Origin of the sequence: Nocardia lijiangensis NBRC 108240 (assembly GCF_001613045.1) — a bacterium.
GTDB lineage: Bacteria > Actinomycetota > Actinomycetes > Mycobacteriales > Mycobacteriaceae > Nocardia > Nocardia lijiangensis.
In genome coordinates, this window is sequence record NZ_BDBP01000093.1 from 19,702 (window position 1) to 41,910 (window position 22,209).

At 69.3% G+C, this 22,209-nt stretch carries 19 protein-coding genes, 3 tRNA genes and 1 pseudogene; 12 read left to right on the forward strand and 11 right to left on the reverse strand.

What is annotated here, in order from left to right; translation table 11 throughout:
• Positions 1-3: 3 nt before the first annotated feature.
• Positions 4-88, forward strand: a tRNA-Ser gene (locus tag NL1_RS29050).
• Positions 89-483: 395 nt separating this feature from the next.
• Here NL1_RS29050 and NL1_RS29055 read toward each other — a convergent pair.
• Both NL1_RS29055 and NL1_RS29060 read right to left on the reverse strand, forming a co-directional pair.
• A complete protein-coding gene (locus tag NL1_RS29055; protein WP_245673624.1) occupies positions 484-1,323 on the reverse strand; it encodes a phosphatase PAP2 family protein in 840 nt (279 codons plus the stop codon).
• Positions 1,324-1,500: 177 nt separating this feature from the next.
• On the reverse strand, positions 1,501-2,628 hold the full coding sequence (locus tag NL1_RS29060; RefSeq protein ID WP_245673630.1) for a nitric oxide synthase oxygenase: 1,128 nt from the start codon (positions 2,626-2,628) through the stop codon (positions 1,501-1,503).
• Between the two features lie 391 nt (positions 2,629-3,019).
• On the opposite strand from NL1_RS29060, the gene NL1_RS29065 reads away from it, so the two are divergent.
• Entirely contained in the window at positions 3,020-4,072 is a 1,053-nt protein-coding gene (locus tag NL1_RS29065) for an alpha/beta hydrolase-fold protein (RefSeq protein WP_067845883.1), read from the forward strand.
• 73 nt (positions 4,073-4,145) lie between these two features.
• Here the strand turns inward: NL1_RS29065 and hisC are convergent, their stop codons facing one another.
• Positions 4,146-5,222 (reverse strand): histidinol-phosphate transaminase, encoded by a 1,077-nt coding sequence (gene hisC, locus NL1_RS29070; RefSeq protein WP_067845829.1) that lies wholly within the window; start codon positions 5,220-5,222, stop codon positions 4,146-4,148.
• A 183-nt stretch (positions 5,223-5,405) separates the two neighbouring features.
• Here hisC and NL1_RS29075 point away from each other — a divergent pair, with 183 nt between their 5' ends.
• The 3 genes from NL1_RS29075 to NL1_RS29085 all read left to right on the forward strand — a co-directional run bounded on the left by NL1_RS29075 (position 5,406) and on the right by NL1_RS29085 (position 6,408).
• A complete protein-coding gene (locus NL1_RS29075) occupies positions 5,406-6,119 on the forward strand; it encodes a dienelactone hydrolase family protein (protein ID WP_067845886.1) in 714 nt (237 codons plus the stop codon).
• 91 nt (positions 6,120-6,210) lie between these two features.
• A tRNA-Ser gene (locus NL1_RS29080) sits at positions 6,211-6,300 on the forward strand.
• Positions 6,301-6,335: 35 nt separating this feature from the next.
• Positions 6,336-6,408 (forward strand) — tRNA-Arg (locus NL1_RS29085).
• A gap of 59 nt (positions 6,409-6,467) precedes the next feature.
• Here the strand turns inward: NL1_RS29085 and NL1_RS29090 are convergent.
• From NL1_RS29090 to NL1_RS29115, 6 genes are all read right to left on the reverse strand, one after another.
• A complete protein-coding gene (locus NL1_RS29090; RefSeq protein WP_067845833.1) occupies positions 6,468-7,658 on the reverse strand; it encodes a Fic family protein in 1,191 nt (396 codons plus the stop codon).
• A 111-nt stretch (positions 7,659-7,769) separates the two neighbouring features.
• Positions 7,770-8,498, reverse strand: coding sequence for a maleylpyruvate isomerase family mycothiol-dependent enzyme (locus NL1_RS29095; RefSeq protein WP_067845836.1), 729 nt, complete (start codon positions 8,496-8,498; stop codon positions 7,770-7,772).
• 135 nt (positions 8,499-8,633) lie between these two features.
• Positions 8,634-9,053, reverse strand: coding sequence for a Rid family hydrolase (locus NL1_RS29100; RefSeq protein WP_067845889.1), 420 nt, complete (start codon positions 9,051-9,053; stop codon positions 8,634-8,636).
• Between the two features lie 137 nt (positions 9,054-9,190).
• The gene (locus tag NL1_RS29105; protein WP_245673626.1) at positions 9,191-9,904 is read right to left on the reverse strand and encodes a DUF998 domain-containing protein; all 714 of its coding nucleotides are present in this window, start codon (positions 9,902-9,904) and stop codon (positions 9,191-9,193) included.
• A 259-nt stretch (positions 9,905-10,163) separates the two neighbouring features.
• Positions 10,164-10,583 carry a very short patch repair endonuclease gene (locus NL1_RS29110; protein WP_067845839.1) on the reverse strand — a complete coding sequence of 140 codons (420 nt, stop codon included), beginning with the start codon at positions 10,581-10,583 and terminating at the stop codon, positions 10,164-10,166.
• Positions 10,584-10,587: 4 nt separating this feature from the next.
• Positions 10,588-11,721 carry a DNA cytosine methyltransferase gene (locus NL1_RS29115; protein ID WP_174553482.1) on the reverse strand — a complete coding sequence of 378 codons (1,134 nt, stop codon included), beginning with the start codon at positions 11,719-11,721 and terminating at the stop codon, positions 10,588-10,590.
• A gap of 328 nt (positions 11,722-12,049) precedes the next feature.
• Here NL1_RS29115 and NL1_RS29120 point away from each other — a divergent pair, with 328 nt between their 5' ends.
• On the forward strand, positions 12,050-13,300 hold the full coding sequence (locus tag NL1_RS29120) for a KasA/KasB family beta-ketoacyl-ACP synthase (RefSeq protein ID WP_067845845.1): 1,251 nt from the start codon (positions 12,050-12,052) through the stop codon (positions 13,298-13,300).
• A gap of 138 nt (positions 13,301-13,438) precedes the next feature.
• Positions 13,439-15,358, forward strand: a complete 1,920-nt coding sequence (fadD32, locus tag NL1_RS29125; protein ID WP_067845895.1) for a long-chain-fatty-acid--AMP ligase FadD32 — start codon at positions 13,439-13,441, stop codon at positions 15,356-15,358.
• Between the two features lie 29 nt (positions 15,359-15,387).
• On the opposite strand, the gene NL1_RS29130 is transcribed toward fadD32, so the two are convergent.
• Positions 15,388-15,666, reverse strand: a complete 279-nt coding sequence (locus NL1_RS29130; RefSeq protein ID WP_067845848.1) for a putative quinol monooxygenase — start codon at positions 15,664-15,666, stop codon at positions 15,388-15,390.
• A gap of 155 nt (positions 15,667-15,821) precedes the next feature.
• On the opposite strand from NL1_RS29130, the gene NL1_RS29135 reads away from it, so the two are divergent.
• From NL1_RS29135 to NL1_RS29145, 3 genes are all read left to right on the forward strand, one after another.
• Positions 15,822-17,675, forward strand: a complete 1,854-nt coding sequence (locus NL1_RS29135; RefSeq protein ID WP_067845900.1) for an ABC transporter ATP-binding protein — start codon at positions 15,822-15,824, stop codon at positions 17,673-17,675.
• Positions 17,672-19,585: an ABC transporter ATP-binding protein gene (locus NL1_RS29140; protein WP_245673628.1), complete on the forward strand. Its 1,914-nt coding sequence runs from the start codon at positions 17,672-17,674 to the stop codon at positions 19,583-19,585. The genes NL1_RS29135 and NL1_RS29140 overlap by 4 nt, the downstream gene beginning before the upstream one ends.
• Positions 19,586-19,697: 112 nt before the next feature.
• Positions 19,698-20,303 carry a putative glycolipid-binding domain-containing protein gene (locus NL1_RS29145; RefSeq protein WP_084511087.1) on the forward strand — a complete coding sequence of 202 codons (606 nt, stop codon included), beginning with the start codon at positions 19,698-19,700 and terminating at the stop codon, positions 20,301-20,303.
• Positions 20,304-20,396: 93 nt separating this feature from the next.
• On the opposite strand, the gene NL1_RS29150 is transcribed toward NL1_RS29145, so the two are convergent.
• Entirely contained in the window at positions 20,397-21,344 is a 948-nt protein-coding gene (locus tag NL1_RS29150; RefSeq protein WP_245673629.1) for a prephenate dehydrogenase, read from the reverse strand.
• Positions 21,345-21,402: 58 nt separating this feature from the next.
• Here NL1_RS29150 and NL1_RS29155 point away from each other — a divergent pair, with 58 nt between their 5' ends.
• Both NL1_RS29155 and NL1_RS39735 read left to right on the forward strand, forming a co-directional pair.
• Complete coding sequence (locus tag NL1_RS29155) at positions 21,403-21,942, forward strand: tRNA adenosine deaminase-associated protein (protein WP_067845857.1); 540 nt, start codon at positions 21,403-21,405, stop codon at positions 21,940-21,942.
• 90 nt (positions 21,943-22,032) lie between these two features.
• A pseudogene (locus NL1_RS39735) lies at positions 22,033-22,209 on the forward strand (nucleoside deaminase); the annotation flags it as partial.

Sequence of the window (22,209 nt, forward strand, 5' to 3'; positions counted from 1 at the left end):
CCTGGAGACGTGGCAGAGCGGCCGAATGCACTCGCCTTGAAAGCGAGCGTCGCGAGAGCGACCGGGGGTTCAAATCCCTCCGTCTCCGCTCCGCTCATGGGTGGCCCATGCTCATGGAGAGCATGGGCCGGGTTCGCTTCGCAATGTTTTGTGGGGGTGCAACCCCCACACCCCGCCCGGCGGGCTTCGCCCCCGGACCCCCGCCTGTGGTCGGGTTGGTCATGCCTCGGACGCCTTCGTTCGAATGCCTTCCCGTTATGTCTGCTCGGATGAAAGCCCCTCGGATACGTGGAATTCGAGCCATCGAGACCTGGGCGGGCGGGCTGTGCGGCAGCTTCGCTTACCTTCTCGTTGGGTCCGCTCGGACGAAGGACCGTCGGGTACGGGGCATTCAGGGCAGCGAGACCTGGCCGGGTGATCGGGGTTGTGCGGCAGCCTTCCCGTTGGCTCCGCTCGGACGAAGGACCGTCGGGTACGGGGCGCTCAGGGCAGCGGGACCCGGGAAGGCGATCGGGGCTGTGCGGCAGTTTCACTCGCGTCCCACAACGTTGCCGCGGCGGGGACGATCATCCGGTGCACCACCGCCGTTGCGGCGAGCAGGAGGACGGCGATGATGGCGTCGAGCCAGTAGTGGTTGCCGGTGCCGATCACGATGACCGTGGTGAGGGTGGGGTGGGCGAGGGCGAGCCAGCGCCAGCGGGTGCGTGTTGCGGCCACTACCGCGACGCCCAGTAGCAGTGCCCAGCCGACGTGTAGTGAGGGCATGGCGGCGAATTGGTTCGACATGCCTTCGGAATCCCGAGGGCCGTAGACGGACTGGCCGTGGAGCGCGGCCAGATCGACGAAACCGCGTTCCGGCAGCATGCGCGGCGGCGCGAGTGGCAGCAGCACGTGCAGCAGCAACCCGGTGCCGGTCAGGCCGACCATGAGGTTGCGTGTCATGCGGTAGTGCCGGGGGCGGAAGACCCAGAGCCACACGATCACCGCGACGGCGACGGTGAAATGGGCTGTCGCGTAATAGAAGTTGGCGGGTATGGCGAGAAGATCCCACCGCAGGAACGGCGCCTGCACCGTGGTCTCCGCGAGGATGCCCAGCCGGTCTTCGACGTCGAGGAGTGCGTGCGCGTTGCCGAAGGCGCGCGCGGTGTCGTCGGCGGTGATCATCCGGCCGACGCGATAGCCGAGATACAGCACGGTGATCAGGGCCAGCTGCCGAATCGCCTCACCGCCGCGGCCGTGGACCGCCGACCGTAGCCGTTCGAGCATTTCGGCGCCCGCGGTGCCGAGCTCCAGATGCGGACCGGGGAATCCGACAGCCACCATCGCCCGTGGCCTCCTTCGCCATTGAACAGATTCGCCGAATCGTTTAACCGGAGGTACATGCTCCGTTTACCGTAACAGCATCTGCTCGCCGGAAAGCTCGTGTGTGACCCGCGAGACAGCGCGGGCCTGCACGGCTGGCGAATGGAAGTGTCTGGAGGGTAGGGGAAGTGCGCGGGCTCAGGTGGTGTCGCGGCGGACGAAGCCGGGGCGGAGACCGTCGTCCGGCGGGTCGAAGTAGCGGTGGAAGGTGGGGGTCAGGCCCGAGGAGATCGGTGGGTTGATCCAGCTCCAGTCGGTAGGGCAGGCGCGGCCCGCGGCCTTCTCCTTCTCGGCGTGCTCGCAGAACTGCTTCGCCACGGTGTGGTGGTCGACGATGTGCACGCCCGCCTTGCGATAGCTGTGCAGCACCGCGCGATTCAGCTCGATCGACGCCTGGTCGCGCCAGAGGGTGCGGGGGTGCGAGGTGTCCAGGCCCATCATGTCGGCGATCAGCGGGAGCATGTTGTAGCGGTTCGTGTCGCTGAGGTTGCGCGCGCCGATCTCGGTGCCCACGTACCAGCCGTTGAACGGCGCGAATGGATAGGTGACGCCGCCGATCTCCAAGTTCAAATTGGAAACCGCGGGCACCGCATGCCATTTCAGGCCGAGCCCGGCGAACCAGTCGAAATCGGGGTGCTCGATCTCCACCTCGCGCGCCAGCTCCCGCGGCACCTCGAACCACCTGATCGGCTCGTCGGGCGTGCTGATCAGTACCGGGAGGAGATCGAACGGCGTGCCCGCGCCGCGCCAGCCGAGTTTCCTGGCGAACTCGGTGATCGCGACATGGGCCGCGTCGCCGGTGACCGTCCCGTCGCCGTTGCGGTAACCCGCGTAGCGCAGCAACTGCGGGCTGACGACGCGGGATTCGCGCCCGTCGGCCTGGCGCGGCGGCCCGACGGTGATCATGGACTGCACGGCGCCGCCGTTGGTCGCCATGTGCAGGTGCTGCCAGCACACCTCGGCCAGGTCGCGCGCCGAGCGCACGCGCCGGGCGTCGAGCAGTTTCAGTGAGCGCCAATGCTTTCGGCCGACGCACCGGGAATGGTTGCGCCAAGCCAGCCGGGCGCCGATCAGGATCTCCTCGGCGGTCTGCAGGTAGGTGCCGGTCCGGCGCAGCTGCTGCAGCGCCGAGCGGCGGCGCTGGGCGTCGAGGTGGGCGAGTTCGGGTTGTCGGAAGAAGTCGTCGCACTCGCGCAGGCGACGGGCCAGCCCCGAGTCGAAAGGCTCGGTGTCGGCGGTGGTTTCGATCGGTGGAACAGGCAACACGTGGTTCACGGTCTTTCTCCGGTCGGGCATCAGGTACCACGGCAAACAGACATCGATCGAGCAGAGAATCCGTGCGCGCGGCACGGCCGGCGCACCGATCTGTTCGGTGGTGCGCGGGCAGGTGTTAGCAGGATTCGGTGAATTAGCCCTCGCGTTGCCATCGAACCGGTCGGCCGGTACGGACGCGGGCGCGCCGAATGCCGCCCTCTGGCAGGGTCGTGGCTGTCTGCGGTCATGGCGGTCCCCATCGACGTCCCGAGAAACGTCCGAGACGCAGCGTATGGCGAGTGTGCTGGCGGTGTGCCCGAATTCGGAAGATTCGCACTTCGCCGCGCGGGAGCCGAAACATCGAAAGTGGCACTCGTGCTTGCCGTCTGGCACCATGGCGGGCATGCTGTCTCGGCGTTGGGCGCGGCGACGGCTCGCAGTCGTCGCCATGAGCGCCGCATTACTCACCAGTGCGGCAGGGGTCGGCGCACCCCTCTCGATGGCCGCGCCCGACAAACCGAACACCGGGTCCTCCGACGGACCCGCCCCCGCCGAGCCGACCACCGCGCCGGCCGACGCGCCCTCGATCGAGCGCATCGAACCGATCACCGACCGCAGGCTGCGCGTGTTCGTGAAATCACCCGCGATGAGCCGCACCGTGCAAGTGCAGGTGCTGCTGCCTCGCGACCAGAGCCGCAGCAGGCCCACCGTCTACATGCTCGACGGGCGCAGCGCCGAAGCCGACAGCAACAACTGGATCGAGCTCGGCCATGCCGACCGTTTCTACGAAGACAAAGACGTGAACGTGGTGTTCACCGTCGGCGGTCCGGCCAGCTTCTACACCGACTGGCAGCGCCCCGATCCGGTGCTCGGCACCAACCTGTGGGAGACCTTCCTGACCAAGGAACTCCCGCCGCTCATCGACGCGGAATTCCACGGCAACGGGCGCAACGCGATCATGGGCGTCTCGATGGGCGCGGAGGCCGCCATGATGCTCGCGTTCCGCAGGCCTGACCTCTACCGCGCGGTGGCCGCGCACAGCGGCTGCTTCTCCACGGGCTCCGATATGGGTCAGGCGCACGCCCGCGCCGTGGTGGCCACCTATCAGGGCGAGCCGGACAACATGTTCGGCGACGAGAGTCATCCCGACTGGCTCGCCCACGACGTGATGCTGAACGCGGCCGCGCTGCGCGGCAAGGCGATCTATCTGTCCGCCGGCAGCGGTCTGCCCGGCAAGTACGACGTGCCGGGCAAGCCGGACCTGGTCAGCACCATCGGATTCGGCGGACCGCTGGAGGCCGCGACCAACGCGTGCACCCGCAGGCTGGTCGACCGCTTCACCTCGCTCGGCATGCCGGTCACCGTGAATTTCCGTGCCACGGGGACGCATTCGTGGCCGTACTGGGGCGACGAACTCGCCGCGTCGTGGCCGACGGTATACCCCGCGCTGCGCTGACCGCAGGCGGTCTCACCCGCCGGTCCCGGCAGCCGCGTAGGGCCGGACCGGCTTCCGGCGGCCGCGCCGGATCTCAGGCGAAGCGCGCCAGCACGCCGGGGTCGGTGGCGAAGCCGAGGAACAGGTCGTTCTCGTGCGGGTCGCCGACGGTGACCCGCACGCCGTCGGTCCCGTACGGCCGCACCAGCACACCGGCTTCCGCGCTCGCCTCGCCGAACTCCGCACTGCGGGCGCCCAGCGGCAGCCAGACGAAATTGGTCTCGCTCGGCGGCACCGCGTAACCGGCCGCGACCAGCGCCGCGCTCATCCGAGCGCGTTCCAGGATCACCGCGTCGGTGCGCTCCAGCAGCTCGTGGCGCGCATCCAGCGAAGCGATCGCCGCGGCCTGGGCCACCCGGTTGACGCTGAACGGGATGTGCACCTTCATCAGCGCCGCGATCACCTCCGGATCGCCGACCGCGTAGCCGACGCGCAGCCCCGCCAGGCCGTAGGCCTTCGAGAAAGTGCGGAGCACAACCACATTCGGCCGATTACGGCCCAATTCGACGCCGTCCGGGCGGTCCTGCGGTGTGAGCCGCAGGTACTCGTAGTACGCCTCGTCCAGCACGACGAGCACGTGCGAGGGGACCGCGTCCAGGAAGCGGATCAGCGCCTCGCGGCCGTGTGCGGTGCCGGTCGGGTTGTTCGGGTTGCAGACGAAGATCAGCCGGGTGTTCTCGGTCACCGCGGCCGCCATCGCGTCCAGGTCGTGCGTCAGCTCCGGCGTCAACGGGACCTGCACGGCCGTCGCGTTCCCCACCTGGGTGACGATCGGGTACGCCTCGAACGAGCGCCACGCGAACAGCACCTCGTCGGTCGGTGCGGCGCAGGTGATCTGGACCAGCTCCTGGCACAGCGCGACACTGCCGCAGCCCACCGCGACGTGTGCGGGCGTGACCCCGAGGAACTCGGCCAGCGCGATGCGCAGCTCGCCCGCCTGGTTGTCCGGGTACCGGTGCGCGAGCTCGGCCGCCTCGGCGATCGCCTTCGCGGCGGCGGGCAGCGGCGGCAGGGTGGTCTCGTTGCTGGCCAGCTTGACCGCCCCCGGATGGCTGCGCCCTGGCGTATAGGCCGGGATGGCGGAGAGGTCGGGCCGGATGCGCGCAGTCACCCCTCTACCCTAAAGGGCCCGCCCCGAGCGGCACCCAGGCGTACCGACGCCTCCGCCGCGGTCCGGCGACGAGCGTCGTCCGGCGGTGCCGGAATCGCGGCTTCCATACCGGAAATGTTGCGGGTAATGGCCGCTCAGGTGCAATTTCTCGCGAAGTACAGCGGCTCGCCCTACGCTGGTTTCATGTCGGGCATTTATGACGATATCGCCCCGCTACGCGGTGTCGAAGACCTCGAGCAGCGCCCCACCGAAGGCAGCCGGGTGCCCATCACCGTGATCGAACCGGACGGAAATGCCCGCGGCGGAATCGTGGTGCTGCACGAATCTCGGGAGTTCACCGGCGTGCTGCTGGAGTTCATGAACGCGCTGGCCACCGAGGGATGGACGGTCGTCGCGCCCAACCTGTTCCATCGGGCGAACGGCGACCCCGAGCACGAGGTCTTCGGCGACGAGCTGTTCGACGATTTCGACGCCTGCTTCGACTGGCTGACCCGGCGGGGCGTCTTCCCCGACTGCGTCGGCGTGCTCGGCTTCGACCACGCGGGCACCGCCGCCTTCCTCGTCGCCACCAACCGGCCCATCGGCGCCGCGGTCAGCATCGCCGCCGCCGGCATCACCGAACCGCTCGCCGACGACGCCGAGGCCCTCGTGCGGGTCGCGCCCGACCTCCAGGCCCCGTGGCTCGGCCTCTTCGGCTCCGACGATCCGGCCACCCCGCCCGACGACGTCGACCGCCTGCGCGACGCCGTCGCCCGCGCCTCCGTCGCCAGCCTCGTGGTCACCTACCCCGGTCTGCACCACCGCGCCGACACCCCGAGCACCGAGGAGGAGGACGACAACTCCACCATCGACTCGCAAACCCGGATCTTCGACTGGTTCGACAGCAACTTACGCTGATAACCAGGCGTTTTGTTATCCGGACGTTGGGTCATGTAACCTTCATGCTCGGCGGTTCGAAAGGACCGGTGCCCTCGAAGAGAAGGCTCCAGGAGGCGTGCCAGAGCGGCCGAATGGGACTCACTGCTAATGAGTTGTCCCTTCACGGGGACCGGAGGTTCAAATCCTCTCGCCTCCGCCACACCCGGTTCGCCGGGTAACAACTGAACAGGTACTGCGCCCGTAGCTCAACGGATAGAGCATCTGACTACGGATCAGAAGGTTGGGAGTTCGAGTCTCTCCGGGCGCACATTTCGAAAGGCCCCTCCCATTGTGGGAGGGGCCTTTCGCCTTTGCGGGCGACCTTCGTCACAGGCGTGCGGTGGTGCGGCGGCCGATCGCGGCGGAGAGGGCGTCGAGTTCCGCGAGGACGTCTGTCGCGGCCCAGATGCGGTTGCGTTTGCTCTCCGAGAGGACCTCGAGAATGCCGCAGTCGGTGAGTTTGGCAAGTGCCCGGTACACGCTGGCTTCCGTTGTGCCGGTGATCTTTTGCGCTGTCTCCGCGTTGAAGATCGGGTTGTCGAGCAGTGCCGCGATCACAGTCGCTTCCGTGGAATTGGCCCGGGGTTTGGCGAGGGCGTGCCAGTGTTCGGGCAACTCGGCGAGGTTCCGGGCCGAGTCCTGAGCGGCGTCGCTGGCTTGTGTGGTCGCGACGGCGACATACTCGACGAACTTGTCGGCGTGCCCTTCTCGGTAGTGGTCGAGTTGGGCAAAGTAGCGGCCGGTGTCGGCAAGCATCGCCGATGCGAGCGGGACGGTGACTCGTTGGGTGAGTCCACGGCGGCGCAGTATGGCGCTGATCAGCGCGCGCCCGATGCGGCCGTTGCCGTCGGTGAATGGGTGGATGGACTCGAACTGGGCGTGCGCGATAGCTGCTTGGGCGAGGATCGGCAGATCGGTGCGTGCCGCGAATGTGAGCAGATCATCCATCAACTCCGGGACAAGATCCGGAGGGGGCGGGACATAGAGGGCTTCGATCGGCGTGTAGTCGCTGCCGCCGATCCAGTTCTGAACTTCACGCAGCGCGCCGGAGTCGCGGGCGGTGTAGTAGTCGGGGGCCATCAGCAGGCGGTGTGAGTTCAGCACGGATTCGAGCGTCACGGGGCCCTCTGTGGCTACGGCGACCAGCGCCGCCAATGTTCGCACCGCCGCCAATTGTGATTGCGCTTCGTTGCCGGCCTTCCCGCCGGCGAACGCCTTGCCGAACGCCCGCCAGCCGGCATCTATGTGCTCGATCTTGGAGGAAGCCACGGACTCGCTGCGCAGCAGGAAGTCGGCGAGCGGGGCGAGATGCTGCCCGCACCCTGCCTCCAGTCGCGCGACGGCGATCACGGCGTCTTCGTGGGCCCGCGCGACCGGCCCAGCGAGGACGTAGTCGAGATCCGATATTCGCGGTGGAATCGAGACCTCGATTCCGTCCAGCGTCCGATCGGCGCGGGAACCCTGACGCTGTCGCGGGATCCATTCTCGCGGTTCTCTACGGTGTCGCGGCCACTCCACTGGGACCCCCTTGGGAAGAAAACGCAACTATGCTTCCGCTTATTATAGGTTAAGCGGAGAAACTAAAGTATGTGACCCGTTACTTTAGCTTTTGCAGCTCCGGGCGACTGTTCAACGCCAGGCGGGGAGGGTGGGGAGGGGGGAGGTGAGGTCGTCGCCCGGGGAGCGGCCGATGAGCCAGGCGAGGAGGGAGGGGGCGGGGCCCGTGACGGTGTGGGTGGGGGTGCCGGGGGTGAGGGGGGCGGTGAAGTCGAGGTCGGTGGCTCGGATGTCGAAGGGCGGGGTGTCGGGGGCGAGGGATTTGGCGAGGTCGGCGGCGACGCGGGGGAGGGCGCGGGTGACGAACGAGGCGGGCCAGTCGCCGGGGGTGTAGGAGGCCGCGAGGTCGACGTGGTGGATTTCGACTTCGAGCAGGCGCATCCAGGGGACCTCGGCGGCGGGGATGGTGCGGCCCGCGCGGGTGCGGACGGTGGCGGTCCAGGTTTCCCGCGGCGCGGTGCTCGCGAGCGCGGACCAGCGGTTGGCGGCGGCCTCGTTGTCGCGGAGTTGTTCGGCGACCGGCCGCGGCGCGCCCGCGTCGATGTCGAACTCGCGCACGAAGGAGCTCGCGTACTGCGGGGTCTCGACGCCGGTCCGGGCCCAGATCAGCAGGTTGACCAGGCTGTCGGCGTTGCGGGCGAGGTGGGCGAGCACGTGCCCGCGGCTCCACGCGGGCAGCAGCGAGGGTTCGATGACGTCGCCGTCGCGCAGACCGCTCACGGTCTCGAGCAACCGGGCGGTCGCGTCGGCGACCTGGTCGAGCAGTTCGTGCGGAGTGGGATCCTGCGCGTCGCTGGTCACGGTCTCGACCCTAATGGATGTAGCCGGGCGCAGGCCGTCGACAGCGCGCACGGCGCGGAGGTACGCAAGGGTGGCGCTGCCGGACGTAGTCCGTCCATAGCCCCGCGCACGGCCGGAGCGCAGGCGGAGGTACGCCTACCCGGCGACGAGCCGATCGAGGCGCTCATCGGCGACGACCGCGTCGGCCTCGATCTCCACCAGCAGTGCGGGCGTGATGAGCGCCCGCACTTCGTACATCGATGCGGCCGGACGGATATCCCCGAACACTTCGGCGTGCGCGGCGGCGACCTCGGGCCACCGGCCGATGTCGGTGACGAAGATCCGGGTGCGGACGACATCGGCCATGCGCGCGCCCGCTTCGTCGAGCGCGGCGGCGATGCGGCGCAGTGCCTCCCTGGCCTGCTCGCCGATATCGTCGCCGCCGACGGCCGTGCCGCCTGCCGCCGCCGCGGTGGTCCCGCTGACCGCGACGAGGTTGCCGACGCGCACGGCGCGCGAGTAGCCGACGACGTCTTCGAACTCGGATTCGGAGGAGATGTTCACGCGCTCGGTCATGGCGACAGCATGCGCCGCCGGTGTCCACCGCGGCCAATGATCAACTGCCCAGAACGAAAAGATCACGCCGGCACCGGGATTCGACCCGCGATCGGCCGGTTCGAGCGGGAGGGTGCGCGCGGTGCTACCCGCCACCGTCATGCATCGGGTGCGACCGGTTCGGTCCATTCCCTGCCCTCCACCACGACCGCCACGGCCAGCGTGAGCAGCCACAACGACATGGACCCGACCTGGATGCGCTGGGCGATGCCGAGCGCGTAGTCGCCGGGCAGGTTGTCGGCCACCAGCATCCACACCGTCGCGGCCGACCCGGCCACCAGCACGACCACACCGAACTCGCGCAGAATCCGCCAGCGGTGGTAGCGGAACGCCGCCAGGCTGAACGCGAAGACCGCGACCGCGATCGAGGTGACCGCGAGTGTGCTCGTCAGCGCGTGCGGCTGATGCAGCTGCGGGAACAACTTGCTCGGACCGCCGCAGCCCGGCTCGCCCGGGGTGCAATCGCGCAGCGGGAGCAGCGCGTCGGCGATGGTCGCGGCGCCGAAGCAGGCCAGCGCCACCCAGCCGACGGTGGTGAGCCTGCGCCGCGGGAAGATCAGCAGCCCGCCGAGCGCGGCTGGGATGAGCAGCGCCCCGGTGATCTTGTCGCCCGTCCCGAACACCTCACGGTAGGGCTTGCCTTCCGCGTCGAGCTCGCTGAGAAACGAGTTCACCGGGTCGGAATCGATGGGCAGCACGAACTCCAGCACCCACGACGAGTAGCAGAGCCCGGCGATCGCTATCGCCGCGGCGATCAACCAGGACGCGATCGGCGCGCGTCGTTCGGCGATCTTGCTCCCGTCGTCGGTCACCCTGCCCATTGTCCGTGGTTCGAGGCGGAACAAGCGTGTTGCCAGCGGTTCGTACGGCATCGACACGTGGTGCACAGGCTACTGTCAGCATGTCCGGCAAGTCTGGAGTGGAAGCGAGTGAGGAGGTTTCCATGAGCGGATATGCGACAGCCGCCGCCGGTTTGGCGGTGATGGCGGCCATGGCGGTGTCGGGTTATCTCGCCGCGCACGCACCACGCACCCTGGTGCGCGTGCGCCACCGTTAGCGGCTCGCCCGAAGTCAGCCGGGATCCCGGCCCAGCGCGGCTTGCACCCGATCGGCCGCGGCGGCCGGGTCCTCGTGTTCCCAGATCCGCACCACCTGCCACCCTGCGGCGTCCAGCGTCGCGTCGGTGGCGCGGTCGCGCGCCACGTTTCCCGCGAGCTTGGCGGCCCACCATTCGGCGTTGTTCTTCGGGGAGGTGGCGTGGTCGGGGCAGCTGTGCCAGAAGCACCCGTCGACGTACACCGCGACCTTGCGCCGCGGAAAGACCACGTCGGCGCGGCGGCGCTGGCCGCGAAGCGGAGCGCGATCCACGAAGTAGCGCAGGCCGCGCCGGTGCAGTTCGCGGCGCAGGGCCAGTTCCGGCGCGGTCCCGCTGCGCCGCTGCTTGGCCAGCCGCGCGCTGGTCGCGGCATCGGTGCGTGGGCGCTCGGTCATCGGCTCACGCCGCCCAGCCGCCCATGCGGTCCAGATGGTTCTCCATGTCGGTGAGGAACCCGTCGGGGAAGCGCAGCGTGCCCATCCCCGCTCGCCGCAGGAACCCGGCGGTGGCGCGCGCGGAGAGCAGCCGCGAGTCGGTGAGGAAGTTCTTCAGATCCTCGTAGGGTTCGTGCACCGGCCAGGTGGACACCGGAACCCGATAGGCGGTCCCGGCGCGGCCCCACGCCGCCATCGGCCACGGCTGACCGGTCAGCAGGATGCGATCGTGCGGTATCGGATCCAGCGGCGCGGCCAGTCGGGCGCCGACCCAGGCCGCCATCCGCACGCTCACCGCGTTGCCGATCAGCTTCCAGCGGTGGCCGTGCCGGATGCCGCGCACCGTGGTGGCGGGTGCGGTCCAGTCCGGGGCGAAGCCCTGTAGCCGTTCCCCGTCGACCAGGCCCGGCGTCACGACCTCGCCCGACGGCAGGCGCACGGCGGGCGGGCTGGCGATGCCAAGCGCGGACCCGCCTTTCAGGGTCGGCACCGCGTTCACCGCCCACCCGAGTCCGCGCACGCCCTCGGTCCAGTAGAACCCGCAGGGGTCGGCCCCGGCATCGCCGAGCTCGAGCGGGCCCGCGTCGTCGCCGAACAGCACGCGGCGCGGATCCTCGGTGCGCGAGGCCAGCATCAGCACGCGCTGGCGGCGCTGCGGCAGGCCGAACGCGCGCGCGTCGACGACGCGGTATGCCCAGGTGTAGCCGAGTTCGTCCAACGCCTCGGTGATGTGCCGCATGGCCGCGCCGCGGCCCAATTGCAGCATGAAAGGGACGTTTTCGATCAGCAGCCAGCGCGGCCCGCGCTTGCGGCGCACCAGGCGGAACACCTCGTCGACCAGTCCCGAGCGCTGTCCGGTGATGCCCGCGGTGCGCCCGGCTTGGGAGAGGTCCTGGCAGGGAAACCCCGCCGCGACGAGTTCGGTGCCCGCCGGGATGCCGCGCAGCCTGGTGATATCGGACTGCAGCGGAACGTCGGTGAAATGGGCCGCGAGCACCGCTTGTGCGCCCGCATCGATCTCGCAGAGCAGCTCGGAACGCCAGCCGTGCTCGGCGAGGCCGAGCTCGAGTCCGCCGATCCCGGCGAACAGCCCGACCATCCGCCCGCCCGTCACAGTCGTCCCTTCTCGCGATTCCACGACGGGCGCCAAACGCGTCCGCGCACCGTGCCCCGCACAAGCACGTTACTCGAGCCCTACGGCGCGGACCACCGGGAGGACCACCGTCAGCGCACCGGGCTCCCCGTGACCGCCGTCCGGGCCACGCTACGGATTTGCGTGTCTTGCTGCGGATTAGCTCGGGCTCCTCGATAATGCGAATCGGCCGGATAACGACCACGGCTGCTTCTCCCGCTTGGCCTTTCGACGCCTCGGCGTCGGCGCGCAGTTCCCGGAACACCCCATGCGATCGCCAGGAAAGTGAGTTTCGATGCAGCTTTCGTCCACCAAGCGTGGCAACTTCCCCGATGTCGTGGTGACCAGCCTCGCGGCGACCACCTCGATCGCGGGTGATGTCGACTCCACCTGGAAGGGCTTACTGAACGGCGAGAGCGGCATCGATGCCCTGGACGATCCATTCATCGAGCAGTTCGAGTTGCCGGTGCGCATCGGCGGGCACCTGAAGGTCACCCCGCGTTCCTGTCTGAGTTCCGACGAGGTCCGCAGGCTGGCCTACGTCGAGCAGATGGCCACCGTGCTCGCCCGCGAGGCCTGGCGTAACGCGGGCAGCCCCGAGGTGGACCGGGACCGGCTCGCCGTCTCGCTCGGCACCGGGCTCGGCGGCGCGGAGGCCGTGATCGACCAGCGCGACAAGATGCACAACGGCGGCTATCGCAAGGTTTCGCCGCTGGCGGTGCAGTGGATCATGCCGAACGGGCCGGCGGCGTGCGTCGGCGTGGAGGTCGGTGCGCGCGCCGGTGTCTGCACCCCGGTCTCCGCGTGCTCGTCCGGTTCGGAGGCGATCGCCAACGCTTGGCGGATGATCGTGATGGGCGACGCCGACATGGTCGTGACCGGCGGCGTCGAGGGCTCCATCCAGGCGTTGCCGATCGCCGCGTTCACGATGATGCGCGCGATGAGCACCCGCAACGACGACCCGAAGGGGGCCTCCCGGCCGTTCGACGTGGACCGCGACGGATTCGTCTTCGGTGAGGCGGGCGCGATGATGGTGCTCGAGACCGAGGAGCACGCCAAGGCACGCGGCGCGACCATCCACGCCCGCCTGCTCGGCGCGGGGATCACCTCCGACGGCTTCCACCTGGTCGCCCCCGACCCGGAGGGCACCGGCGCCGCGCGCGCCATGACCCGGGCCCTGGAGCTGGCCGGGCTGACGAAAAGCGATGTCACGCATATCAATGCGCACGCCACCGCGACCCCGATCGGCGACACCGCCGAGGCGCTGGCGATCGGCAAGGCGGTCGGTTCGCACGCGTCGGTCTACGCCCCGAAATCGGCGCTCGGCCATTCGATCGGCGCCGTCGGCGCGCTGGAGTCGGTGATCACCGTGCTGAGCGTGCGTGACGACATCGTGCCGCCGACGCTGAACCTGGAGAACCAGGATCCCGACATCGACCTGGACGTCGTCAAGGGCGGGGCGCGGGCGGGCCGCATCGACTACGCGGTCAACAACTCCTTCGGTTTCGGCGGGCACAACGTGGCGATCGCGTTCGGAAAGTATTGAGTCGCCGGGAAGGTGGCGGGTGATGCCTGTGAGGTATAACTCCGGGCTGTCTACCTGCTAGCCCTCCCGGCGCTGCGGTGTCGATCTGTGTTCGGTGTCACTGCACGGTTTTCGTGCGTGCGTTGGAAAAGGATGGCGATGATCCGCGAGACCTTCGACGACTACCTGGACGAGCAGGGCAACATCACCATCCCGGGTGACAAGACCCTGATCGACTTCGTCGACCAGCACACTGCGGCGAGCCCGGACGGTCTCGCGTACCGCTTCATCGACTACTCGCGTGAGCGCGAGGGCGAATACCAGGACCTGACCTGGAGCCAGTTCAGCGTGCGGCTGCGCGCGGTGGCGGCCCGGCTGCAGCAGGTCGCGCAGCCGCGCGAGCGGGTCGCGATTCTCGCCCCGCAGGGCTTGGACTACGTGATCTCGATCTTCGCCGCGGTCTACGCGGGCACCATCGCGGTGCCGCTGTTCGATCCCGAGGAGCAGGGGCACACCGACCGGCTGCACGCGGTGCTCGCCGATTGCACCCCGTCGGTGATCCTCACGGTCTCGACGGCAGCGGCGGGCGTGCGGAACCTCTTCCGGCATCTGCCCGCGGCGCAGCGGCCGCGCCTCGTCGCCGTGGACGCGGTCCCGGACGGCGTCGGGTCGAGCTGGGTACGCCCGGACATCGACATCGACAGCATCGCCTATCTGCAGTACACCTCCGGTTCCACCAGGACGCCCGCGGGCGTGGAGATCACCCACCGCGCGGTCGGCACCAATCTGCTGCAGATGATCGATGCCATCGGAGTCACCGAGAATTCGCGCGGCGTCACCTGGCTGCCGCTGTTCCACGACATGGGCCTGCTGACGGTGATCCTGCCGACCGTCGGCGGCGGATTCATCACGATCATGTCGCCGAGCGCGTTCGTGCGCCGCCCGTACCGCTGGATCAAGGAACTGGCCGCGGTCTCCGACGGTGCCGGAACCTTCGCCGCCGCACCGAATTTCGCGTTCGAGCACGCCGCGGCGCGCGGTCTGCCGCGGGCGGGCGAGAAGCTGGACCTGTCGAACGTCATCGGTCTGATCAATGGCAGCGAGCCGGTCTCGGTGGCTTCGATGAAGAAGTTCAACGACGCGTTCGCCCCCTACGGCCTGCCCAAGTCCGCCATCAAGCCCTGCTACGGCATGGCAGAGGCGACCGTGTTCGTCTCGGCGACCAAGGCCGAGGACGAGGCCAAGGTGGTGTACGTGGATCGCGGCGAGCTCAACGCGGGCCGGATGGTCCGGGTCGAGCCGGGCACCGACAATGCCATCGCGCAGGTTTCCTGCGGTTACGTGGCGAAGTCGCAGTGGGCCGCGATCGTCGATCCCGAGAGCGGCGTCGAGCGGCCGGACGGCGAGGTCGGCGAGATCTGGCTGCATGGCGACAACATGGGCATCGGCTACTGGGGCAGGCCGGAGGAATCCGCGGCGACCTTCCACAACCGGCTGGACCGGCTGTCGGAAGGCAGCCACGCGGAGGGCGCCGCCGCGGACGCGAAATGGATGCGCACCGGCGATTTCGGCGCCTACATCGACGGCGAGCTCTACATCACCGGCCGGGTGAAGGACCTGGTGATCGTGGACGGCCGCAACCACTACCCGCAGGACCTGGAATATTCGGCGCAGGAAGCCAGCACGGCGCTGCGCCCCGGTTTCGTCGCCGCGTTCTCGGTGCCCGCCAACCAGTTACCGGCCGAGATCTTCGAACAGGGCAGCGCGGGAACGCGATTCGATGCCGAGGATACCTCCGAACAGTTGGTCATCGTGGCCGAGCGCGGCACCGGTGCGGCCAAAGCGGATTCCGCGCCGATCACCGACGCGGTGCGCGGCGCCATCGCACAGCGCCACGGCGTGCCGGTCCGCGACCTGCTGCTGGTGCCCGCTGGCTCGATTCCACGCACCTCCAGCGGCAAGATCGCCCGGCGCGCCTGCCGTACCGCGTATCTGGAAGGCACGCTGCGCGGTGGGTATCGGCAGCAGTCCTTCCCGGACGCGCTGGAATGCGAACCGGAGGGCGCGAGCATCGGCTGATCCGCCGGGCGTCCGCTGCGGACCGAGTCCTACAGCGGGGTCTCGACCGTGTACTCGAACTCGCGCACGTCCGCGCCGACGATGCGGGTCTCCAGACCGCCCGAGGGACCTTCCCCGCGGAAGCGTTCCGCGTCGGCGCGGGTCGACCACCGCTCGTACACGTTGACGCGGTCGGGTTCCACCAGATCCGCGCCGAGGCAGAAATCGTGGCAGCCCTCGGCCGCTCGCGCCTGCTCGACGACCTCCCGGCACCGCGCCAGGTAGTCGTCGCGGTCGGTGACCCGTAGATATCCGGCGACGATCAGCATTACCGCAGCTTAGACCCGCCGCGGGAATGCAGTGTGGCGAAAAATCGGTTGGCCGAAGCGAGTGTCGGTGCGACCCTGGGATGTCGGATCCCGTCGCGAACATCGCCGGGCGCCGGACTCTGGACACCGCGATCCACGAACCACGAGGGGGAGCATTGTCAGCCACGTTGGAGCTGCCGTCGGCCGAATCGGACGCGGACATACCCGAGCGGCCCGCCGCGCCGCCGCCGGGCCGCCTGCATTCGCTGCGGCGCTTCGAGCCGTACCTACGCCCGCACCGGGCCGCCCTGATCGGGGCGACCACCTTGGCGGTGCTGGCGACCCTGACCGCCGTGGTCATCCCGCTGCTGATCGCGCGCATCATCGACGGCCCCATCGCGCACCGCGATTTCGGCGGCATCGTGGCGCCCGTCCTGCTGGTGCTGCTGCTCGGCATGCTGGAGGCGTTCGGCATCTGGGGCAGGCGCTGGCTGGTCTCCAAGCCCGCCACCGCCTTCGAGATCACGTTGCGCGCCAAGATCTTCCGCAAGCTGCAGACGCTGGCGATCGGGCGTCACGACGCGTGGGAGTCGGGCCAGCTGCTCTCGCGCGCCGTCGACGACCTGGCCACCATGCGGCGCTTCGTCGCGTTCGCCGGACCGTTTCTGGTGATCCACATCGTGGTGATCCCGATCGGCCTGCTCGTGCTGTGCGCGCTGAGCTGGCGCGTCGGCCTGATCTTCGGCCTGATCTCGATCCCGCTGGTGTTCATCGCGACCGGCTTCGAGCGGCGCTACGCGGTGGCCTCGCGGCGCTCCCAGGATCAGTCCGGTGACCTGGCCACCACCGCGGAGGAATCCGTGCAGGGCGTGCGCGTTCTCAAGGCGTTCGGCCGCGGCCTGTTCTTCGGTTCGCGATTCACCGCCCAGTCGCGCGAGCTGCAGCAGACCGAACTGCTGAAGGTGCGACTCGACGCCAAACTCTGGTCGGCGATGATGGGCCTGCCGCAGCTGGCCATCGCCTTCGCACTCGGCTACGGCGGCTACGCGGTGGCGCACGGCACGATGACGCTCGGCACCCTGGTCGCGTCCATCACGCTGGCGACCTTCCTGCAGTGGCCGATCATCTGGACCGGCTTCCTGCTCGCCGAGCTGAACGACGCGCGCACCGCGGCCGACCGCTACTGGGAGATCATCGACACCCCGGTGGATATCACCGATCCCGCCGATCCGGTGCGGCTGCCCGAGCACATCGTGGGCGAGTTGACCTTGGACGGCGTGCGTTTCGCGTTCCCGCGCGGCGAGGACGAAAGCAAAGACCCGACGCCGGACGCGGAACGCGAAGTGCTGCACGACGTCTCGCTGAAGGTCCGGCCCGGCGAGACGGTGGCCCTGGTCGGCGCGACGGGCAGCGGAAAGACCGCCCTGCTCAACCTGATTCCGCGGCTCTACGACGTGACCGGCGGTGTGATCACCATCGACGGCATCGACATCGCCTCGATGCGGGTGTCGGACCTGCGCTCGCTGGTGACGGTCGCGTTCGAGGAGCCGGTGCTGTTCTCGGCCAGCGTGCGCGAGAACGTCGCCCTCGGCGACCCGGAGGCCACCGACGAGGACGTGCGCCGCGCGCTGGACATCGCCCAGGCCACGGATTTCGTGGACAAGCTGCCGTGGGGTCTCGACACCAGGATCGGCGAGCAGGGCCTGAGTCTGTCCGGCGGCCAGCGGCAACGACTGGCCCTGGCCCGCGCGGTACTCGGCCGCGCGAGCGCCGGTGACCGTACCCGGATCATGGTGCTCGACGATCCGCTGTCGGCGCTGGACGTGGAAACCGAGGAACGGGTGCAGGAACGGTTGCGCACCGTGCTGGCAGGCGCGACAACGCTGCTCGTCGCACACCGGCCCTCCACCGCGGCGCTGGCCGATCGGGTGGCGTTGCTCGCCGAAGGTCGCATCGTCGCCGAGGGCAGCCACGACCAGCTGCTGCGCACCAGCGCCCGCTACCGCGAACTGATGGGAGGGGAATCGTGAACGCGACCGAGACCGTGCCGAAAGACGCGGCGAGCGAGCCGGATTCGGCGGCGCGCGACGAGGTCGCCGATTGGCGCGGCATCGCCAGCGAGGACAAAGAGGTCACCCAGACCGGAAACCTGGTGCTGGCCGGACGATCCAGGCGATTGCTGCTCGATCTGGCGCGCCCGTACCGCAGGCTCGCGGTGCTGGCGCTGGTGCTGATCGTGGTGGACAACGCCGCCACCGTGTCGGCGCCGCTGTTCGTCGCCTACGGGCTCGACACCGGTATTTCCGAAGGCGCCAAAGGCAATTGGACGCCGCTGGCGCTGACCGTTGCGGGCTACCTCGGTGCGGTCGGCATCAGCGTGGTCACCACCTTCAGCTTCCTGCGGGTCTCGGGCAGGCTCAGCCAGAGTGTGCTGTTCGACCTGCGCGTGCGGCTGTTCGGGCACATGCAGCGGCTCAGCGTGAGCTTCCACGAGAAGTACACTTCGGGCAAGGCGGTGGCCCGGCTCACCGGCGACATCGAAACCCTCCAGGAGCTGCTGGAGAGCGCGCTGAATCAGGCGCTCAGCGCGATCCTCTCGGTGGTCACCATCGCGGTGCTGCTCGTCTACCTGGACCAGACGCTCGCGGCGATCGTGCTCGTCGGTTTCGTGCCGCTGGCGCTGGTGACCAGATGGGCGCAGCGCAGGCAGCGGGCGGGCTACCGGCGCACCCGCGGCGCGATCGCCAAGGTGGTCGTGCAGTTCGTCGAGTCCATGGGCGGCATGCGTGCGGTGCAGGCGTTCCGCCGCGAGCAGCGCAACGAGGCGGTGCTCGCGATCGAGGACGCGGAGTACCGGACGGCGACCACCGCCGCCATGCGCGGCATGGGCGATTACGCCGGGCTCACCCGGCTGCTCGGCAACCTCACCACGGTGATCGTCATCGTGGTCGGCGCGTGGCAGGTCATCGAGGGCAACCTCGCCGTCGGCGTGCTCGCGGCCTACCTGCTCTACCTCAACGAGTTCTACGGCCCGCTCGACGAACTCGCCCAGGTGTTCAACTCCTACCAGTCCGCCGCGGCGGCGCTGGAGAAGATCTCCGGCGTGCTGGAGGAGGAGCCCTCGGTGCCGGAACCGAAGGATCCGGTGCCGGTGGGCAAGGCCGCCGGTGCGGTGCGCATGGACGAGGTGTGGTTCGGCTACGACTCCGCGCCCGGTCCCGAGGCGCTCGACGCGGCGACCGCGGCGGGGCGCGGGCCGGTGCTTCCCGAGTTCTCGCTGGAGCTTCCGGCCGGGCAGGTGATCGCCCTCGTCGGCGCGACCGGCGCGGGCAAGTCGACCCTGGCCAAACTGCTGACCAGGTTCTACGACCCGTCCGGGGGCACGGTCACGCTGGACGGGATCGACCTGCGCCGGATCTCCGACGCGGACCTGCGGCGCAACGTCGTCATGGTCACCCAGGAGTCCTACCTGTTCTCCGGGTCGGTCGCCGACAACATCCGCCTCGGCAGGCCGGACGCCACCGATGCCGAGGTGCACGCGGCGGCTCGCGCGGTCGGGCTGTACGACTTCGTCATGCAACTGCCGGAGGGTTTCGGCACCGACGTGCGCAAGCGCGGCGGCAGGCTCTCGGCGGGGCAGCGGCAGTTGGTCGCGTTCGCCAGGGTGTTCCTCGCGGATCCGGCGGTCATCGTGCTCGACGAGGCCACCTCCAGCCTCGACATCCCCAGCGAACGGCTGGTTCAGCGGGCGCTGGAGACGGTCTTGCGTGACCGCACGGCCGTGATCATCGCGCACCGGCTGTCCACCGTGGCGATCGCGGACCGCGTGCTGGTGCTCGAACAGGGCCGGATCGTCGAGGACGGTGCTCCCGCCGAGCTGATCGAGGGCAGCGGCCGGTTCGCCGGACTGCACGCCGCATGGCGCGAGTCACTCGTGTGATGCCCGCGGTGTTCGCGACGGGCCCGGAGGAGGTAGCGCAGCGTGACCACGCGGGGACCCGCGAGCGCCGCAAAAAATCAGCGTGCCGGGGTTTTTCGCTTACGGTAGATACGTGACCAATCCAGCCCCCGCCCCCGACAGCAAACCGGCGGCACCTCGGTGGCCGGCGATTCTGACGTGGCGCGCGCACAACGCGACACGGATGGAGTCGGTACGCGTGACGCTGAACGGCAACCGCATCCGCGCCGCCGGTCGCATGATCGGCGGCGCGTGCGAGGACCACCCCGCCTTCAGCGCGTCCTACGACCTGGTCACCGACGAGAACGGCGCCACGAAACGACTGTCGCTGCGCACGACCACCGCGGCGGGCGAGCGGCACGCCTCGATCGCCAGGGACGAGGAGAACTACTGGCTGGTCGACGCGGGCGGCAGCCACGTCCGCTCCACCTTCGCGGGTGCGCTCGACGTGGACGTGGTGCTCAGCCCGTTCTTCAACACCCTGCCGATCCGGCGCTACGGACTCCAGCACGCGGTGGAGGACGTGCAAGTGCCTGTGGTGTACGTGCGCCTGCCCGACCTGCTGGTTCAGGAGGCCAGCCTGATCTACAGCAGCGCCGCCGACGGCATCAGCGTGCTGTCGCCGGTCTCCAGCGCGACGGTCACCGTCGACGACGAAGGTTTCCTGCTGGACTACCCGGGGCTCGCCGAACGCATCTGAACACCGTGGTCTCCGACTGAAGGTGACTCCCACGCCGTCAGACGGACTGAATGTCACCTTCGGCCGGAATATGTCCGGTCGCGGTGGGGGTGGTCATACGGTTGTGATCACGCCGCCGCGCTGGCCGGCTTCGTGCAGTCGCTCCAGCCAGGCGTGATCGCCCGGGCGGATGTCGGTGATCTCCCAGCGTTGCGCGGTCTCGTAGGCGTTCCTTGCGTCGTGGCCCGCGCGGGTCAGGTCGGCGAGCGAACCGTTCTCGGCCAGGGTGTCGCGGGCCGCGCCGAGCACCGTCAGCGCTTCCTCCAGCACCGCGAGGAGGGCGTCGGCGTTCGGTTCGCAGATCGCGCGGACCAGCTCCGGCGCGGTCGCGGCCACCCGGGTGCCGTCGCGAAAGGACCCCGCGGCCAGGCCCAGCGCGAGCGGGCCGCCGCCCGAGCCCGCGACGGCCAGCGCCTCGGCGAGCACATGCGGCAGATGCGAGATCCGCGCGACCGCCCGGTCGTGTTCCTCGGCGACCACCGGCACCACCACCGACCCGCAGTCCAGCGCCAGCCCGGCCACCCGCCGCCACGGATCCGCGTGCGTGCCGGGATCGACGCCGACCGCCCACACCGCGCCGCGGAACAAATCGGGATCGGTGGCCGCCCAACCGGATTCGGAGGTACCGGCCATCGGATGCCCGCCGACGTAGCGCGCGCCCAATCCGTGCTTGTGCACCGCCGCGGCGACCGGCGCCTTCACGCTCACCACGTCGGTCAGCATGCAGTCGGGCGCGAAGGTGGCCACCGAGGACAGGATGTGGTCGACCGCGGGCATCGGCACCGCGATCACGATCAGCGCGTCCTCGGCCGCGGCGCGTGCGAGCACGCCGGGCAGGTCGTCGTCGACGTCGAAACCGGCGGTCCGCGCGGCCGCTACCCCGGACTGCGATCTGTTGTAGCCGAAAGCCACATAGCCCGCCGCCGCGGCGGCGCGCAGCAGGGAACCGCCGATCAGGCCCGTCCCGAGGACACACACCGGTGCTTTCTGGTCGCGAGTCACCGGAACAGATTCGCATACGACTTCAACATTTGAGCTCGAGCCGACTACCGTTGCGGCCATGGCAGCACAGCGCTCGGGCACGAACAGGGCGGCGTCGGAAGATTACGACGACGTGGAAGGGTTCGCAGTGGCGGTTGTCCGCGAAGAAGGCAAATGGCGGTGTAGTCCGTTGAGCCAGGCGGCGCTCACCGATCTGTCCGTCGCGGAAAGCGAGCTGAAGGCATTGCGCAGCTCAGGGGCGGTCTTCGGGCTGCTGGACATCGATGACGAGTTCTTCATCGTGCTCCGGCCCGCGCCGAGCGGCACCAAGATGCTGGTCTCGGATGCCACGGCCGCGATCGACTACGACATCGCCGCCGATGTGCTCGAGGCCTTGAATATCGAAATCCCCGATATCGATCCCGACGAACTGGACGACGTCGAGCCGTGGGAAGAGGGCGATCTCGCCGTGCTCGCCGACTTGGGCCTGCCCGAGCCGGTACTGAGCGTGATTCTCGCCGAGACCGACCTGTACCCGGACGAGCAGCTCGGCATGATCGCCCAGCGCCTTGGCTTCGCCAACGAACTCTCGGCGGTACTGGACAAGCTGCCGCGGTGATCGCGGTACGCGCATGAGCGAGCGTTGCGAGCGAATCATGTGCCAGCGTGCCTCGCACATGCCGGAGCCGAGCGCCAGCGAGGCGCGGGCATGAGTGTGCTGCCCGAGAATCCGCTCGTATCCGACGTCGCGATGATGCGCGCCGCGCTCGACGCGGCCGCGGCCGCCGACCCGCGCGATGTGCCCGTCGGCGCGGTGGTCTTCGATGCGTCCGGTCGCGAGTTGGCCCGCGCCGCCAATGCGAGGGAGGCGCTCGGCGACCCGACC

Excerpts from the sequence above, each read along its gene's own strand:
- NL1_RS29155 (WP_067845857.1), top strand. The coding sequence starts at position 21,403 with ATGGCAGCACAGCGCTCGGGCACGAACAGGGCGGCGTCGGAAGATTAC.
- NL1_RS29120 (WP_067845845.1), top strand. The coding sequence starts at position 12,050 with ATGCAGCTTTCGTCCACCAAGCGTGGCAACTTCCCCGATGTCGTGGTG.
- NL1_RS29075 (WP_067845886.1), top strand. The coding sequence starts at position 5,406 with ATGTCGGGCATTTATGACGATATCGCCCCGCTACGCGGTGTCGAAGAC.
- NL1_RS29130 (WP_067845848.1), bottom strand. The coding sequence starts at position 15,666 with ATGCTGATCGTCGCCGGATATCTACGGGTCACCGACCGCGACGACTAC.
- NL1_RS29100 (WP_067845889.1), bottom strand. The coding sequence starts at position 9,053 with ATGACCGAGCGCGTGAACATCTCCTCCGAATCCGAGTTCGAAGACGTC.
- NL1_RS29055 (WP_245673624.1), bottom strand. The coding sequence starts at position 1,323 with ATGGTGGCTGTCGGATTCCCCGGTCCGCATCTGGAGCTCGGCACCGCG.
- NL1_RS29115 (WP_174553482.1), bottom strand. The coding sequence starts at position 11,721 with ATGGTCGGGCTGTTCGCCGGGATCGGCGGACTCGAGCTCGGCCTCGCC.
- NL1_RS29065 (WP_067845883.1), top strand. The coding sequence starts at position 3,020 with ATGCTGTCTCGGCGTTGGGCGCGGCGACGGCTCGCAGTCGTCGCCATG.
- NL1_RS29110 (WP_067845839.1), bottom strand. The coding sequence starts at position 10,583 with ATGACCGAGCGCCCACGCACCGATGCCGCGACCAGCGCGCGGCTGGCC.
- fadD32 (WP_067845895.1), top strand. The coding sequence starts at position 13,439 with ATGATCCGCGAGACCTTCGACGACTACCTGGACGAGCAGGGCAACATC.